The organism is Bacteroides sp. AN502(2024), from assembly GCF_041227145.1.
Taxonomy (GTDB): Bacteria; Bacteroidota; Bacteroidia; order Bacteroidales; family Bacteroidaceae; genus Bacteroides.
Map to the genome: position 1 here is coordinate 1,736,971 of NZ_JBGFSP010000003.1, position 17,939 is coordinate 1,754,909.

Sequence of the window (17,939 nt, forward strand, 5' to 3'; positions counted from 1 at the left end):
AATACATTTTTCGGTACGAGGTGCGTTTTCCTATGAAAAGCCACTACGAAAAACAGCGTTTTCGCATAAATGCGCATAGTAAAAAGGTGCGTTTTCTGCAACATCCTCATCGGTTCTTCCGGGAAAAAGCACTGGTTGGTTGGGAGTGTAAGGACGAAAATAAAAGAAGGTGCGTAATTTTGAACACACACTCGTGCAGTTCAATTTGACACACCCTCTTCACTTATTCATAATTACCAGCCTTTATTCTGACCTAAATTAGGATTCTTATAATACTCTGCCTGTGGTATAGGATATAAGTACATCTTATCATCCCAATTACGTGTTTCAAGCAATTCTTTCTTATAAACGGGCAAGCCGTTTTCCATGGTGATCTTGATACAGTAAATAGCTTTGGTTTTATCACCGATCTTCCAACGGCGGATATCCCAGAACCTATGGTCTTCGAATGCAAGTTCCACTCGTCTTTCACGACGAATACTTTCCGTAAACGCCTCGCCGTTTGTTGTAATGGCAGGCATATCGGCAGCAGCACGCACCTGATTCAGTGCCTCACGTGCAGACAGCGGATGATCATTATCCTTATAATCGGCGTCTTTCCAAGCATCCATTGCTTCCGCATAGTTCAAGAGAATCTCCGCATAACGGAATATAATAAAATGATGCGGTTTCTTTTTCTCATTGGAAGGAGATAGAGAGACAGTCTCATTCATATACTTCTTCAAATAATAACCTGTGGTAGTTGCTCCGGCTTTTCCGGCACCGTCTTTTCCTCCTTCATAAGACTGGATGGTCGAGTTCATCCATGTATCACCGTTACAAAGCACTGTTTTATAAAATCTCGGGTCCCTGCCTTCATACGGATTCTGCCCTGGTGTAATGTGTTCCCAGTCAAAGTCTTTTCCATCAGTCATCTGGAAGGCATCCACCAAATTCTGGGTGGGCACGTTGCCCGTATTACCCTTTTCATAACTGATAGGTAAATTGTTTGCTTCAAAATCAAAGCTTTCCCCATTTCTACGTTCAAAAATCAATTGCGGAGATTTCAATACATCGTTTCCACCATTCTTGTCATACAGAGGATCGGCATTCGTCTTCGGCAAGCTGTACCAATTCTCTTTTATGATAGCATAAGCCGCATCGGCAGCCGCTTTCCATTTATCGGCATCCCGGGAGGGATTATGCAACAAACTCGCCGCATAAAGCAGAGCGCGGGATTTCAATGCCAACGCTGTACCTTTAGTCACACGCCCCGTCTCCGCCCAAAAGTCTTGATGACTGACAGGCAGTGTCCTGGCCGCATCATTACATTCGTCGCAGATATACTTTATCACGTCATTGAAAGAACTCTTTTCCACACCGTTAATTTCATCCAATGTATACGTGCGTGTCAAGAGCGGAATATCACCGTACCGTTTAGCCAGTTCAAACAGATAGAAAGCCCGCAACACCCGTAACTCTTCACGATACATGGTAGCCTTGGCAATGTCTTCTTCATACGTATCGTTCCAGCGGAAACGCTCCAATTTTTCCTGTGAATAGTTTTCAAGAAATGAATTGACGGAACGGATGGCTCCGTAGCATTTCGACCACATATTATCGACCGCATTGCTGGGACTCCAGGCATTGTTATAAAAGTCGTGAACATTATTATCACTCCAGACATAAACAGAATTATCCGTCGCAGACTCCCTCAAAGCACCATTGAGCACTCCGAGATCTCCGGGCAACTGGCTATAAACATAGGTAGCCAAACCTTTCACATTGCTAAAGTAGGAATAGGCCTCTTCCCTGTCCAAGCCTGTCGATTCGTCCAGTTCGAGCAAACTACACCCCGATACAGATAGCAGCAAACCTGTATATAGTATGATATATTTTCTCATGGTCATCTCACATTTTAAAAGTTAATATTCAACCCGAAATAAACGGAAACCATATCCGGATAATTGATTTTCAGATCCTCACAGTTCATATACTTCACATGATCGAGCGAAAAAAGATTATTAGCTCTCGCATATACCTGAATCTTTTCCATTTTCATTTTCTTCACCCAAGAGGAAGGAAGGTTATAGTAAACATTCAAGTTGCGAAGTTTGAAATAGCTCCCGTTTTCCAACCACTGTGTACTGTTTCTAAAGTTATTGGCATTATCCAGCGTGGTCAGGCGGGGAACATTGGCGATATCTTTCGTTTCTTCCGTCCAGCGGATTCTATCGTTCAGATACCAGCTGGAAATATTCGTGTTGTTCCTCAACGGCCAATATACGCTAGCGGTATTCAACATCACACTATAATGGCCTACTCCTTGGAACAAAGCATCCACGCCGAAACCTTTATATTCAAATCCCAAGTTAATGCCATAATAAATCTCCGGTATGGCAGTGGAATATCCTATCGCCTTCTGGTCATTGTTGTCAATCACGTTATCACCATTCAGATCCCTGTACTTGACATCACCCGGACGTACTTCCGAGAATTTCTGTACCGGACTGCTCTTAATGTCCGCCTCATCTCTGAAATAACCGATAGCCTCCCAACCAAAACATTGTCCGATAGGGTAACCTTTTTTAGACAAATAGCCATACGGCTGATATCCCTCACCATTTTCTATGACTTTACTTTTGGCATAGGAGAAGTTGGCTCCGATATAGTAGTTGAAGTCCTTGTATTCCTTTTTCCACATAGCAGAGAGTTCCGTTCCTTTTGTTTCCACTTTCCCTGCATTCATTTGGGGAATAGTAACACCGATTGCAGATGAAATCAGACCACTTCCGTCAATCAGGATATTGGTACGCTTGTCATAAAAACCGTCAATAGAAAAAGTCAGTCCCTTGAACAGGCTCATATCCAAACCGATATTATATTTATCCGCAACTTCCAGGTCCAGTTGTTCCATGGCAAGCACTCCTTCCTTCAGACTGCTTCCGGCAGAAGTATTTCCGGCCTGAAAATAGTAAGAACCGCTTCCTATCCAATACTGCTTATCCATGTCATAATCATAAATATCATATCCGGAGCGTCCGTAAGAAGCGCGAAGTTTCAGATAATCGAAAGCAGAAACTTCTTTCATGAAATTCTCGTTCGAAAGTATCCAGGAGGCAGATATGGCGGGATATGCACGATACTTGTCGTTCTTCCCCAACACACTGCTGCCAAAACAGTTGGCTACGATATCCACCATATAACGGTTGTCAAAATTATAACCTGCGGTTCCGATGATGTATTGACGGTAACGACTGTTATTAGCTCCTGTCAACGTCATTGATTCCTGGCGGAACATAGCACTGGCCGTAAAATCATGTTTATTCCATGTCCGGTGATAATTGACCTTCGCTTCAAAATTGGCGTGTATGTATTGATTGGCCAAACCTTTATTGCTGATTTCCAGTTCATCGTTAGGATTACCGTAGTTTGTATAAACCGGCTCTCCGTCTGTACCTTTTTCAATGGTCTGGTACATAAAACTTTTCTTGGCTGTTTCCTGATAGGTCGCGTTATTATCATAAGCAATGGCGAGTTCCGCACTCAATCCGCGAGTCAATACAGACAAGTCCTGCACCAACCGCAAGTCCGCCTGCAACATACGCTGATTCAGTTTATAATAGCCTACGTCCGCCAGATTGGCTATCGGGTTTGTTTTCAGCACATTGTTACTACCCCAGAATCCATTCTGTGTCTGTACGGGAAATGCAGCAGACGGGGTGTTGAAAATCTGTTCAAACAAAGTCGCTTCCGATGTGGTGGGACGCTTGCTTTCTCGCAGCATACCGAGCATACTCAATTTCAATTTCGTCGCGTCTGTGATATCCACATCCAGATTCATACGAAGATTGAGGAAGTATTTCTTCATCTGGGAATTATAACGATCCGTATAATCGGTATACTTGCTATTCAGCAGTCCCATATCATTTTTGTAATTGAGGACACTGAAATAACGAAGCCGCTCTCCACCTCCGCGGAAAGTAAGGTCCAGTTGATGACTGGTCGTATGATTGCGTAACGCTTCTTCCTGCCAGTCCACATTCGGATAAAGATCGCTATTGGCTCCGGGCAGGAAAGAGGCCTCATCCATATCCGGTTGCAAGCCATCGTATCTCAACGCTTCATTACGGGCTTTGGCATAGGTATAAGCATCGGCAAATTCCGGCTGATTAACAGGCAAGCCTAAACCGAACTTGTAATCTACTTTGATATCTTTCTTGTTATATATACCGCGTTTGGTAGTTATCAATACTACTCCGTTAGCACCTCTACCTCCCCAGAGAGCAGTAGCAGCACCGTCTTTCAAAACAGATATCGATTCTATCTCCGAAAGGTTGATATATTCAAGAGGCCGTGCAAAACCGTCTACTACAAATAAAGGTGTATCTCCATTCAGAGAACCGCGCCCCCGCACGTTAAGACGAGATTTATCTGTTCCCCAACTGGTGTTCTGCATCACATTCAATCCCGGTAACAGACCATAAATGGCATTGTAAGGACTAGTGGTGGCATTTTTATCTAATTCATCCGAATAAATGGTAGATACAGCCTGTGTCTTCCGTAATTCGGTTGTCGTCTGCGTGCCCAAATCGATTACCTTATCTTGTCCTTCATTATTTTGTGCTATACCCGTAGTGGCAAATACCAACGAGAAAGCCATGATATAAAGTGATTTATTCATAATCATTCTTCTTATTATTCAACGATTTGATTATTACCAACCCGGATTCTGAATCAATCCGTATTTCTTGTTTATCTCATCTACAGGCAGAGGTAACAGGAAATACTTGTCGCTCCACTTCTCAGGTTTCGCATACTGGCGTGTTTCCGCCATTGCATGAGATATGGTATAAGAAAAGCCGCTTGGCTCACCGGGCGCTTTTTTTATAATCAGACGTGATAATTGTCTAGTAAATATATCTGCGCGTTTCCAACGTACCAGATCGAAATAACGTACTTCTTCATAGCCGAACTCAATGGCTCTTTCGCGTAATATCGCTTCACGCAACGGTTTGCCGGCCGGCACATCTGCTGACGAAATCGCAGGCATACCTGCACGCAGTCTGGTTTTATTCAAATAATCATAAGCAGTATTGCCAAACTCATCACGGACTTCCGCCTTATTCAATTCGTTCATCGCTTCGGCTATATTCAGGTAAACCTCCGGAAGGCGAATCAACGGGCAAGAATAAAATTTACCATTCACTTCATCTTTGAAGTTCCGTATAAATTTTCTCATGGCAAGCCCATTGTAGCTCATTCGTCCGTCTTTATAAGGCGACTGGGTGGCTCCTTGATAAATCTGCACTTTTTGAGCACCCGTAAACTTATCTCCATTCACTGCCACTGTTTCATACAGGCGGATATCCCTTCTGGGGTTTCCGTCCTTATCAAAGAAGGGGAATTTATGATGATCCGGATTGTTCCAGTCGAATTCCGTTCCATCTTTCATCTGAAACATATCGACATAGGTCAATGTAGGAGAAGCGACCCCGTAACGTACTTGGGCAAACGGAAGCTTTCCCGTAGCATAAGTGGTGAATCTTCTGGAAGAAATCAAGACTTCACCGTTATGACGATTGAAATATCCTGCTGCAAAATCATCGCGGGGATTACCTGTATTCACCAGCTGATATGCGTCCGAGTTCTTTTTATTAGCCCGCATGAACTCTAATCCGGCATCCAACGCCTTCTGCCATCTGTCCGGTGAATAGTTGCCATACCAAGTAAGGAATTGAGACGAAGCGTCTCCTTCCAGATAAGGTTTATCAGCATTAAATAAAGGACTCGCTACAAACTGAAGCACTCTGGACTTTAACGCTAAAGCAGAAGCAGCCGTCATGTGTCCGTCATGATCTGCATCCACCTGCCAAGGCAGTACAGCGGCTGCCGCATCCAATAGTCCAACGATCTTCTGTACAGTTTCTTCCACTGTCATACGAGGAAATTTCATCGCATCTTCTGCCGTATATGCATGGTCTATCCACGGCATACCGCCATAATAACGGAGCATTTGAGAATAATGATAGGCAATGATTACTTGTGCTTCCGCTTTTCCTATCGCTTTCTCATCCGCAGTCATGTCCGACACTCTATCCACATTTTCAATGTAGATATAGGCTTTCCGGATACCATAAATCGGTCCTACTCCGATTGTAGTACTGGCAACATCCAACCGATATGGAAGATGTTCCTGATAGGCATTTGTTCCGTCCACCGTTCCTGTATAAAATTTAGGTGCCCCCTTTTTCGTCCAGTCACCCAGATCGGTAAGCATTTCCAAGACACCATATCCCAGGCGTCCTTGCATCGGCAGATAATCCGGCAGAGAATGATAAGTTTCCGCCAACGCCTGCTCAGCATATACCTTTTTGTTAAAAACAGAATCGATATTCTGTTCGTTACTTATCGGCTTATCCAGGAATTTCTCTCCAAACTTAAGATCTTCACACCCTATCAGTGTCAATACAAAGAGAAAAAGACAGCCTATATACTTTTTATAGTTTTTCATTGTCAGCACTATTAAAAGGTTAGATTAATACCTAAATTATATATTTTAATGATCGGATAAGAATCCGCATTATTCGGATTACATTCAGGATCCATGATATCAAACTTATCAAAGGTCAGCAGGTTATAACCCGTCAGTTTTATACCCAACTGCTGAATACCCAGCTTCTTCAATATCTTCTTATCCGTGAAGTTATATCCTATCGTCACATTCTTCAGCTTCAAATAAGAGCCGTCTCGCACCCACAAAGAGGAGGAACGCATATTATAAACTGAATTTGTCTCTGTAAACCGCGGCGTAGTAGCTGTGTTAGCGGTTTCCGGTGTCCAGCGCGTATCTGCATGGAACTGCATCAAACCACGGATTTTACCATTTCCAAAAGGTTCTTCTGAAAGCCCCGTCCAGCAACAAAGAACGCTGTGCGGCACCCGTCCAGTTCATCGTCAGGAAAAAGCCTTTGTAATTAATACCATAATTCAAACCGAAGGTATAGGCCGGACGAGTCGGGTTTCCAATAATAGTCTGGTCATCGGAAGTAATTTCTTCATCACCGTTCAAATCGCGGTATTTCACATCACCCGGCTTCACAGACACACCCGGATCGGGCAGACCTTCCGACAGTTTGCCGTTCTCCCCGAAATCCGCCTCTGTATAAAAACCGTCCGCTACATATCCGAAGAGCGTTCCGACCGGATTTCCTGTCCGCCACATATAAGGCTCATTAGGCTCCACCTCGTCTTGGAAAATAATTTTATTCTTTGAGTAAGACACATTTGCCTGAACATTATACTGAACCTGCCCGATCTTGTCGTTCCACTTCACTTCTACTTCATATCCATGATTTTTCACTTTACCCATATTTACAGCAGGTAGAATGGATGAAGTCAACCCCGTTAATAAAGGTATTGTCTTACGATTGATAAGAATATCTTTACGTTCTTCGAGGAAATAATCCAAAGAGATTTTCAGACGACTTTTCAAAAAATGAACGTCCAATCCGTAATTCTGTTTCAGCGCAGTTTCCCAAGTCACGTTCGGATTGCCCAAACGCTTCTCCAATGCACCCAGAATCAACGCCTTACTGTTATAACCGAAGTTGAATCCATACTTATTGTTATTCCACCCGTCTACTCCGCTCAGATTCACATCGTAAGAATCCGGCAGGAACAAGAAGCGGTTATTTCCAAGATTGTCATTTCCGACCAAGCCGACAGAAGCACGGAATTTCAAATAATCAACCACCTTCTGCTTTTTCATAAAGGGCTCTTCCGACAGAATATAACCGATGGAGCCGGCAGGAAACGCACCGAATCTCTTACCCGGAGCAAAATTCTCAGAACCGTTATAACCGAAGTTAACTTCTGCCATATAGCGGGATTTATAATCATACGTCAGACGCCCTACAAAACCGATGTAAGCAGACGGTACTCCCACCCATTGAGCGGGATAGTATTTCTTGCTCTGATTGTATAAGAACAATCCCCCGACATTATGAAAACCAAATTTACGGTTATATCTCAGACTTGCTTCCAGATACCAGTCTCGTGCCCGCGAAGAAGTTTCCTCATATTGCAAGCTCTTGTTCTCTCCTTTGATTTTATAAACAATATTCTTGTTAAAATCCGGCGAATCATAACCAAGCGACGGATCCTCCAAAGAAGACTGATAGAAAGGCATCAATTGTTCCACTTGCCCTTTACGCTTTTTGGTAAAACCATAACTCGTATTATAAGCACCTTTTATTTCCGCCGACAGCCCTTTGGTTATGAAGTCCAACTTCTGATTCACCAGAAGATCCAGATTCATCGTATTATTAATAGCAGTTGAGTAACCCGTCCCATAACATTTAGGCAAAGCACTGTTGCCCAGATTAATTTTATTATCAAACCGTTCTTCGGGGGTAACTATGAGTTGTCCGTCAATTACACCCGGACTGCTAAACGGAGTTGTCTGATTAATCAGTGTCCAGATCGAATTAGTCGCATCATTGATCATCGGTTCATTCCGGTTACCCACAATACCGCCGATGCTCATCTTCAGTGTGGTAGTCTTAGTTGCATTAAAGTCTAAATTCGCACGGTAATTGTATCTTTTGTATTTATAATTGTTATCATACCCCACTCCTTCAAACTGTTTCAGCAAACCATTCTGATATAAAAAACCTAAAGATATAAAGTAACGTATATCCTTTGTTCCTCCGGAAATATTCAGGTTATGCTGTGTTTGCACAGACGTTTTATTAAGCAGATACTTTCTCCAGTCGATACTGGGATACATAATAGGTTCATCATTCAACCTGAACCGTTCAATTGCATAATTATCGAACACCAAATCGTTTTCGGTAGCATTCGGCTTGTCATTCGTGATAATCTCGTTTCTTAAAGTAGCATATGTATAGCTGTCTGCCATTTCAAGCATACGGGTAGGCATCTGGATACCGACCGAAGAATTCACGGAGATTTTCGCTTTGCCTTCCTTACCACGACGTGTAGTCACCAAAATTACGCCATTTGCACCACGCACACCGAACACGGCAGTAGCGGAAGCATCTTTCAGAACCGTCACATTCTCTATCTCATTCGGGTCCATTTGATAAAACGAACGTTCTATGCCATCCACCAAAATCAAAGGAGAGGAAGCACTTTCTGTCAAAGACCCTACTCCGCGAATAAACACCTTAGGGTCCTCCTTCCCCGGCTGACCGCTAGTCTGGACAGATGAGAGTCCTGTAATCTGACCCGCCAGTGAATTGGCCACACTTGCATTTGGCGAACGTATCAGTGCCTCATTGTTTACAGCGGAAATGGCTCCTGTCAGAGTTTCTTTTTTTTGTGTACCATAGGCCACAACGGTAACTTCCTGAAGTTCATTTGCCGTCTCTTTCAACACAATCTTCAGTTGTTTGCGTCCATTTAATGGCACTTCTCGAGGTTCATATCCTATGAACGAAATCTGCAGAACAGCCTTTTGAGGATTGCTTACTTTTAAATGGAAAACACCATTCATGTCGGTAATAGCACCATTAGCAGCGCCTTTCTCCTTCACATTGGCACCAATCACTTCTAAACCGGATTCATCCAATACAGTTCCCGTTACAGTATTTTGTGCCCATACCAGGAGCGAACAACACATAAGCATTAACGTACTGATGCACCTCTTGCATCTTTTTAGTCTCGTCAATTTATTCATAATAAATTTAAGAATTAAAATAGGTTTATTAAAAAATTGTTGCAAATTAAATGAATACGATGTTTTTTAGTATACAATTATCATACTAAAAAGATACAAAATAATACATAACATGAAATGTCAAGCGTTAAATTTAGCTGTATTATCCATCGTATCAGGGTGTCCCGCTAAAAAAATAAATCTATGCCAACTCCACATATCATTATCAGACTCCATTGGATAGTTCATAAATAAATCAAAAATGAAGTATTGCCATACCTAATTAGACTTATTATTCTCCTTTATTAATCAAATTATTGCGTATCTTTGACTCCAGAAATTCAAACCTAAAACAAAAGCCCATGAAGAAACAACTACTCTCTTGCTGCTTGGCTGCATTGGGACTGACAGCAATTCAAGCACAAAGCTTCAATGAGTGGAAAGATCCGGAAGTGAATTCCGTAAACCGTTCCGCCATGCACACTAATTACTTTGCTTATGCATCGGCTGATGAAGCTAAAGCCGGTATCAAAGAAAAATCAACGAATTTCATGACCCTGAACGGTCTTTGGAAATTCAACTGGGTGAGACACGCAGATGCACGTCCCACCGACTTTTACCAGATGAATTTCAACGACAAAGGTTGGGACGACCTCCAAGTCCCCGGCGTCTGGGAATTGAACGGCTACGGTGATCCTATCTATGTCAACGTAGGATATGCCTGGAGAAATCAATTCAAAAACAATCCTCCGCAAGTGCCGACAGAAAACAACCACGTAGGCTCTTACCGCAAAGAAATCATCCTTCCTGCCGACTGGAAAGGCAAAGAGATTTTTGCACATTTCGGCTCGGTAACTTCCAATATGTACCTTTGGGTGAACGGACGCTACGTAGGATATAGCGAAGACAGTAAACTGGAAGCTGAATTCAACCTGACCAACTATCTGAAACCGGGCAAAAACATAATTGCTTTTCAAGTATTCCGCTGGTGCGACGGTAGTTATCTGGAAGATCAGGACTTCTTCCGCTACTCCGGTGTAGGACGTGATTGTTATCTCTACGCACGCGACAAAAAATACATCCAAGATATTCGCCTCACTCCCGATCTGGACAGCCAATATAAAGACGGTACGCTGGACATAGCCGTTGACCTGAAAGGAAGCGGTACAGTAGCTTTGGACTTGACAGATGCACAAGGCAACAGTGTAGCAACTGCCGACCTGAAAGGCTCGGGCAAATTAAACACGACCCTATCCGTCTCCAATCCGGCTAAATGGAGTGCCGAAACGCCTAATCTCTACACGCTGACCGCTACACTGAAAAACGGTAACAGCGTAGTAGAAGTAATCCCCATCAAAGTAGGATTCCGTAAGATTGAACTGAAAGGCGGACAGATACTTGTCAACGGACAACCGGTACTCTTCAAAGGAGCCGACCGTCACGAAATGGACCCGGACGGTGGTTATGTCGTTTCCATCGAACGTATGTTGCAGGATATCAAAGTGATGAAAAAGTTGAATATCAATGCTGTACGTACCTGCCATTATCCGGATGACAACCGTTGGTATGACCTTTGCGACCAATATGGCCTGTATGTAGTAGCCGAAGCTAACATAGAATCTCACGGTATGGGTTACGGCGACCAAACACTGGCGAAGAACCCAAGTTACGCCAAAGCTCACATGGAGCGCAACCAACGCAACGTACAACGTGGTTACAACCATCCGTCCATCATCTTCTGGTCACTGGGTAACGAAGCCGGCATGGGACCGAACTTTGAGAAATGCTACACTTGGATCAAGAATGAGGACAAGACACGTGCCGTACAGTACGAACAGGCAGGAACCAGCGAATTCACCGATATTTTCTGCCCGATGTACTATGGCTACGATGCTTGCATCAAATATAGTGAAGGCAATATCCAAAAGCCGTTAATCCAATGTGAATACGCGCACGCTATGGGTAACTCCGAAGGCGGATTCAAAGAATATTGGGACATTATCCGCAAATATCCGAAATATCAGGGCGGATTTATCTGGGACTTCGTAGACCAGTCCTGCCACTGGAAAAACAAAAACGGAGTGAGTATCTATGGTTATGGCGGTGACTTCAACAAATACGATGCCTCGGATAATAACTTCAACGACAACGGTTTAATCAGCCCCGACCGCGTGCCTAATCCACATGCTTATGAAGTTGCTTATTTCTATCAGGATATATGGACTACTCCTGCGGATCTTGCCAAAGGTGAAGTCAATATCTTCAATGAGAAATTCTTCCGTGACCTCTCTGCATACTATATGGAATGGCAATTGCTGGCTAACGGAGAAGTAGTACAAACCGGCATCGTATCCGACCTGAAAGCAGCCCCCCAACAAACTGTCAAGATACAAATTCCATTTGACACCAAAAAGATCTGCCCTTGCAAAGAATTGTTGCTAAACGTGAGCTATAAACTGAAAGCTGCCGAAACACTGCTGCCGGCAGGAACGACTGTCGCTTATGACCAGTTAAGCATTCGTGACTACAAAGCACCGGAACTGAAACTGGAAAACCAACAGGCCTCCAACATACCGGTTATCGTGCCCAATATTTTGGATAACGACTACAATTATCTGATTGTGAAAGGTGAAAACTTCTCCATGGACTTTGATAAGCACAATGGTTACCTTTGTCGCTACGACGTCAACGGCATGCAACTGATGGAAGATGGCAGCGCACTGACTCCTAACTTCTGGCGTGCACCGACCGACAATGACTTCGGAGCCGGACTGCAACACAAATACGCTGCATGGAAGAATCCGGAACTGAAACTGACTTCCCTGAAACACGCAATTGAAAACGATCAGGCAGTAGTTCGTGCCGAATATGACATGAAGTCGATAGGTGGAACACTGTCGCTAACCTATACCATTAATAATAAAGGTGCAGTGAAAGTTACCCAAAAGATGACAGCAGACAAGAGCAAGAAAGTTTCTGACATGTTCCGCTTCGGTATGCAAATGCGTATGCCTCTTCAGTTCTACAAGATCGAATACTACGGCCGTGGCCCGGGAGAAAACTATGCCGATCGTAACCACGCAGCCATGTTAGGCAAATATCACCAGACAGTGGAAGAGCAATTCTATCCTTACATCCGCCCGCAAGAAACCGGAACAAAAACGGATATCCGCTGGTGGAGACTTCTGAACATCAGTGGCAACGGCTTGCAATTCATATCGGATGCTCCTTTCTCTGCTTCTGCCCTGAATTATACTATCGAATCATTAGATGATGGGCACAGTAAAGACCAGCGTCACTCGCCGGAAGTAGAAAAGGCAGACTTCACCAATTTCTGCATCGACAAGGTGCAAGCCGGTCTTGCCTGTGTGAACAGTTGGGGAGCTATCCCACTGGAAAAATACCGTCTTCCTTACCATGATTATGAGTTAAGTTTTATTATGACTCCTGTATATCATAAACTAAAGTAAAAAACATCGTTAAAAAACACGGTATCAGAGAACAAGAATACCGAATTTAAAGTACTTTTGCAGTTGGAAACTAATTTGAATGAATTAGTTTCCAACTTTTCTTCCTTAAAACCCTTGACTATATAAATGAACAGCACACTGAAAACAAACGTATTAAATAAAAAACAGATATTTATAAGTATGAAAAGTAGAATTGTTTTATTTGCATTTTGCGTAGCCTTCTTGTCTAGCTGCAGCAATAAGGGCAATGGAACAGGAAAGGTTCCTGAATATGCAGTACAAGAGTTACAAAAGACGACTGCTCATTTAACGACTGCCTATCCGGCTACAATCAAAGGTAAACAAGACGTGGAAATTCGTCCGCAGGTATCGGGTTTTATCACGAAACTATGCGTGGATGAAGGAGCAACAGTTTGTAAGGGACAAGTGTTGTTCATTATTGACCCTACACAATACGAAGCAGCAGTACACACGGCAAAAGCTGCCGTTGCTACAGCCGAAGCTGCTGTCCGTACCCAACAAATGACAGTAGACAATAAGCGTGAACTTAACAAGAAGAATATCATCAGCGATTACGACTTGTCAATGGCAGAGAACACGCTGGCACAGGCCCAGGCACAATTGGCACAGTCACAGGCACAGCTTACCACAGCACAACAGAATCTCTCTTTCACCCGGGTGAAGAGTCCTTCTGACGGTGTAATCAACGATATTCCATATCGTCTGGGAGCCTTGGTAAGCCCTTCCATCTCTACTCCGATGACCACCGTTTCTGAGATTGATGAAGTATATGTATATTTCTCCATGACAGAAAAAGAGCTGTTGGCTATGACTAAAACCGGAAGTACTATCAAAGAAGAAATCAGCAAAATTCCAGCTATCAAATTGCAGCTGATCGATGGAACCGAGTACAGCATCGAAGGTAAAGTAGACGCCATTACAGGAGTAATCGACCAGTCAACAGGTTCGGTAAGCATGCGTGCCCTTTTCCCGAACAAAGAACACATCTTACGTAGTGGCGGAACGGCAAACGTACAGATTCCCTACACGATGGAAAATGTGATTACGATACCACAATCAGCAACAGTAGAGATCCAGGATAAGAAGTTCGTTTACGTTTTGCAACCGGATAACACTGTGAAATATACAGAAATCAAAATCTTCAACCTGGACAACGGAAAAGAATACCTCGTCACTTCGGGTTTGAACCCTGAAGATAAGATTGTAATCGAAGGCGTGCAGAATCTGAAGGATGGTCAAATCATACAGCCCATCACACCTGCTCAAAAAGAAGCAAACTATCAACAGCATTTGAAAGACCAGCACGATGGTAATTTAGCTACAGCTTTCAATTAATCATTCAGATAATCATATGAAATTAGATAAATTTATTAACCGTCCGGTACTATCAACGGTTATTTCTATTTTGATAGTCATTCTGGGTGTTATCGGACTGACAACACTGCCAATCACCCAGTATCCGGACATTGCGCCTCCTACCGTATCGGTAAGGGCCACTTACACGGGCGCCAGCGCATCAACCGTATTGAATTCTGTGATTGCCCCGCTAGAGGAACAAATCAACGGTGTGGAAAACATGATGTATATGACCTCCAACGCATCCAACACCGGTGCAGGTGATATATCCATCTATTTCAAACAGGGAACAGACCCGGATATGGCTGCCGTTAACGTGCAGAACCGCGTTTCTATGGCACAGGGATTACTGCCTGCCGAAGTAACCAAAGTCGGTGTGACCACCCAGAAACGCCAGACTTCCATGCTAGTAGTATTCTCTCTTTACGACGAAAGTGATACATACGCAGAATCATTCATCGAAAACTATGCAAAGATCAACCTGATTCCGCAAGTTCAGCGTGTACCGGGTGTGGGTGATGCCACAGTGATGGGATATGACTACTCTATGCGTATTTGGCTGCGTCCGGACGTAATGGCGCAATACAAGCTGGTTCCGGGCGACATATCCGCAGCCTTGGCTGAACAGAACGTGGAAGCTGCTCCGGGACAATTCGGTGAACGCAGCAACCAAACATTCCAATATACCATCCGCTACAAAGGACGTCTGCAACAGCCGGAAGAGTTCGAGAATATTGTCATCAAGTCTTTGCCCGACGGTGAAGTACTTCGTCTGAACGATATTGCCGAAATCCAGCTGGACCGTCTGGGGTACAGCTTTACCAACCGTGTAAACGGACATAAGGCTGTGACCTGTATCGTTTATCAGATGGCGGGAACAAATGCGACACAAACCATCAGCCATATTCAGACGTTATTGGATGAAGCGTCCCAATCACTGCCTGCCGGTTTGAAGATAAACGTATCCATGAATGCCAACGATTTCTTGTTCGCTTCTATCCATGAAGTATTGAAAACATTGATCGAGGCATTTATCTTGGTATTTATTGTAGTATATATCTTCTTACAGGACCTACGTTCCACATTGATTCCGACTATCGCCATTCCGGTAGCCCTTATCGGTACATTCTTCATTCTGTCCTTAGTAGGGTTCAGCTTGAACTTGCTAACTTTATGTGCACTTGTACTCGCCATTGCAATTGTTGTCGATGATGCCATTGTGGTCGTTGAGGGTGTACACGCCAAACTAGACCAAGGCTACACTTCCGCCCGACTGGCTTCCATCGACGCGATGAACGAATTGGGTGGTGCAATCGTATCCATTACATTGGTTATGATGGCCGTGTTTATCCCGGTAAGCTTCATGGGTGGAACGGCAGGAACATTCTATCGCCAATTCGGTATGACCATGGCCATCGCCATCGGTCTGTCCGCCCTGAATGCCTTGACATTAAGCCCCGCCTTGTGTGCCGTTCTTCTGAAACCGCACAAACAGGAAGGAGCCGAAGAGGTTCCCCCGTTGAAGGAGCGTATGAAAACAGCCTATAAGGCAGCTCATACAACAATGATCAAAAGGTATACCGAAGCAATCGGAAAGATGTTGCATCCGGGAATCACACTAACATTCACACTAATTGCCATTCTCGGTATGATTTTCGGATTCTTCAGTATCAATCCGGTGATTACCGTCCTCCTCATACTGCTTAGTATTTTGGCACTGATCGGGATGAGCACGAACAAATTCAAGAACAGATTCAACGAGACTTATGAATCCATCCTGAAAAAATATAAGAAACAAGTACTGTTCTTTATCCAAAAGAAATGGTTGTCCATGGGACTGGTCATTGTTTCTATAGCATTGCTTATCCTCTTCATGAACACCACTCCGACAGGTATGGTGCCCAACGAAGATACGGGTACACTGATGGGAGCTGTGACTTTGCCGCCGGGCACATCACAAGACCGTTCGGAGAAAATTTTGGCACGTGTAGACAGCCTGATTGCGGCTGACCCGGCCGTATCTTCGCGCACATTGATTTCCGGTTTCGGTTTCATCGGTGGCCAGGGACCTTCCTACGGTTCTTTCATTATCAAATTGAAAGATTGGGATGAACGTTCGATGATACAAAACTCTGACGTTGTAGTAGGGTCCTTATACATGCGTGCACAGAAAATCATCAAGGAAGCACAGGTTTTATTCTTTGCTCCGCCGATGATTCCGGGTTATTCGGCATCTACGGATATTGAGGTGAATATGCAGGATAAGACGGGTGGTGACCTGAACAAGTTCTTCGATGTAGTCAACGACTATACCGCCGCACTGGAAGCCCGCCCAGAAATCAATTCGGCCAAAACTTCGTTTAACCCGAACTTCCCGCAATATATGATTGATATTGACGCGGCAGCTTGTAAGAAGGCAGGCATCAGCCCGAGCGACATTCTTATCACGATGCAAGGATATTATGGAGGTCTGTATGCCTCCAACTTCAACCGTTTCGGTAAGATGTATCGTGTGATGATTCAGGCGGACCCGTTATCACGCAAAAACTTGGAATCTCTGAAAAATATCAAGGTTCGCAACAATGCCGGTGAAATGGCTCCTATCTCTCAATTCATTACGGTGGACAAAGTGTATGGCCCGGACATCATCAGCCGCTTCAACCTTTACACTTCCATGAAAGTAATGGTAGCTCCCGCCAGCGGTTATACATCCGGACAAGCATTGGCTGCGCTGGCGGAAGTAGCCAGCCAGAATCTTCCGACCGGTTACACCTACGAGCTGGGTGGTATGGCACGTGAAGAAGCTCAAACCAGTGGAAGTGCTACCGGATTGATTTTCATCCTCTGCTTTGTCTTCGTTTACCTGTTGCTGAGTGCGCAATACGAAAGTTACCTACTTCCATTGGCCGTGTTACTGTCCGTTCCATTCGGTCTGCTAGGCAGCTTCCTGTTTGTAAACGGAGTAAGTGCTATCGGTAATATCTCGATGTTGAAGATGATTCTGGGCACAATGTCCAACAACATCTATATGCAGATTGCGTTGATCATGTTGATGGGTCTGTTGGCGAAAAATGCCATCCTGATTGTAGAGTTCGCCCTTGACCGCCGTAAGATGGGCATGAGCATCACATGGGCAGCCGTATTGGGCGCTGGTGCCCGTCTCCGCCCGATCTTGATGACATCATTGGCAATGGTAGTCGGATTGCTTCCGTTGATGTTTGCCTTTGGTGTAGGTGCTCACGGTAACCGTACATTGGGTACTGCTTCTATCGGTGGTATGTTAATCGGTATGATTTGCCAGATTTTCATCGTTCCTGCCTTGTTCGTAATCTTCGAATATCTGCAAGAGAAAGTGAAACCGATGGAATGGGAAGATATTGACAATACAGATGCCGTAACAGAGATTGAACAATACGCTAAATAATGAAATT

At 44.0% G+C, this 17,939-nt stretch carries 6 protein-coding genes and 1 pseudogene; 3 read left to right on the top strand and 4 right to left on the bottom strand.

Translation table 11 applies throughout. From position 1 onward, the window contains the following. Positions 1-233: 233 nt before the first annotated feature. The 4 genes and pseudogenes from AB9N12_RS06800 to AB9N12_RS06815 form a co-directional block, all read right to left on the bottom strand. Complete coding sequence (locus AB9N12_RS06800; RefSeq protein WP_369890825.1) at positions 234-1,889, bottom strand: RagB/SusD family nutrient uptake outer membrane protein; 1,656 nt, start codon at positions 1,887-1,889, stop codon at positions 234-236. Between the two features lie 8 nt (positions 1,890-1,897). Then, on the bottom strand, positions 1,898-4,669 hold the full coding sequence (locus AB9N12_RS06805) for a SusC/RagA family TonB-linked outer membrane protein (RefSeq protein WP_369890828.1): 2,772 nt from the start codon (positions 4,667-4,669) through the stop codon (positions 1,898-1,900). Between the two features lie 27 nt (positions 4,670-4,696). Continuing rightward, complete coding sequence (locus AB9N12_RS06810) at positions 4,697-6,493, bottom strand: RagB/SusD family nutrient uptake outer membrane protein (RefSeq protein WP_369890831.1); 1,797 nt, start codon at positions 6,491-6,493, stop codon at positions 4,697-4,699. 11 nt (positions 6,494-6,504) lie between these two features. Then, a pseudogene (locus AB9N12_RS06815) lies at positions 6,505-9,631 on the bottom strand (SusC/RagA family TonB-linked outer membrane protein). 392 nt (positions 9,632-10,023) lie between these two features. Here AB9N12_RS06815 and AB9N12_RS06820 point away from each other — a divergent pair. The 3 genes from AB9N12_RS06820 (at position 10,024) to AB9N12_RS06830 (ending at position 17,932) form a co-directional block, all read left to right on the top strand. Then, the gene (locus AB9N12_RS06820) at positions 10,024-13,131 is read left to right on the top strand and encodes a glycoside hydrolase family 2 TIM barrel-domain containing protein (RefSeq protein WP_369890834.1); all 3,108 of its coding nucleotides are present in this window, start codon (positions 10,024-10,026) and stop codon (positions 13,129-13,131) included. 180 nt (positions 13,132-13,311) lie between these two features. Further along, positions 13,312-14,487, top strand: coding sequence for an efflux RND transporter periplasmic adaptor subunit (locus AB9N12_RS06825; RefSeq protein ID WP_369890836.1), 1,176 nt, complete (start codon positions 13,312-13,314; stop codon positions 14,485-14,487). Positions 14,488-14,503: 16 nt separating this feature from the next. Then, positions 14,504-17,932: an efflux RND transporter permease subunit gene (locus tag AB9N12_RS06830; RefSeq protein WP_369890838.1), complete on the top strand. Its 3,429-nt coding sequence runs from the start codon at positions 14,504-14,506 to the stop codon at positions 17,930-17,932. Positions 17,933-17,939: the final 7 nt, after the last annotated feature.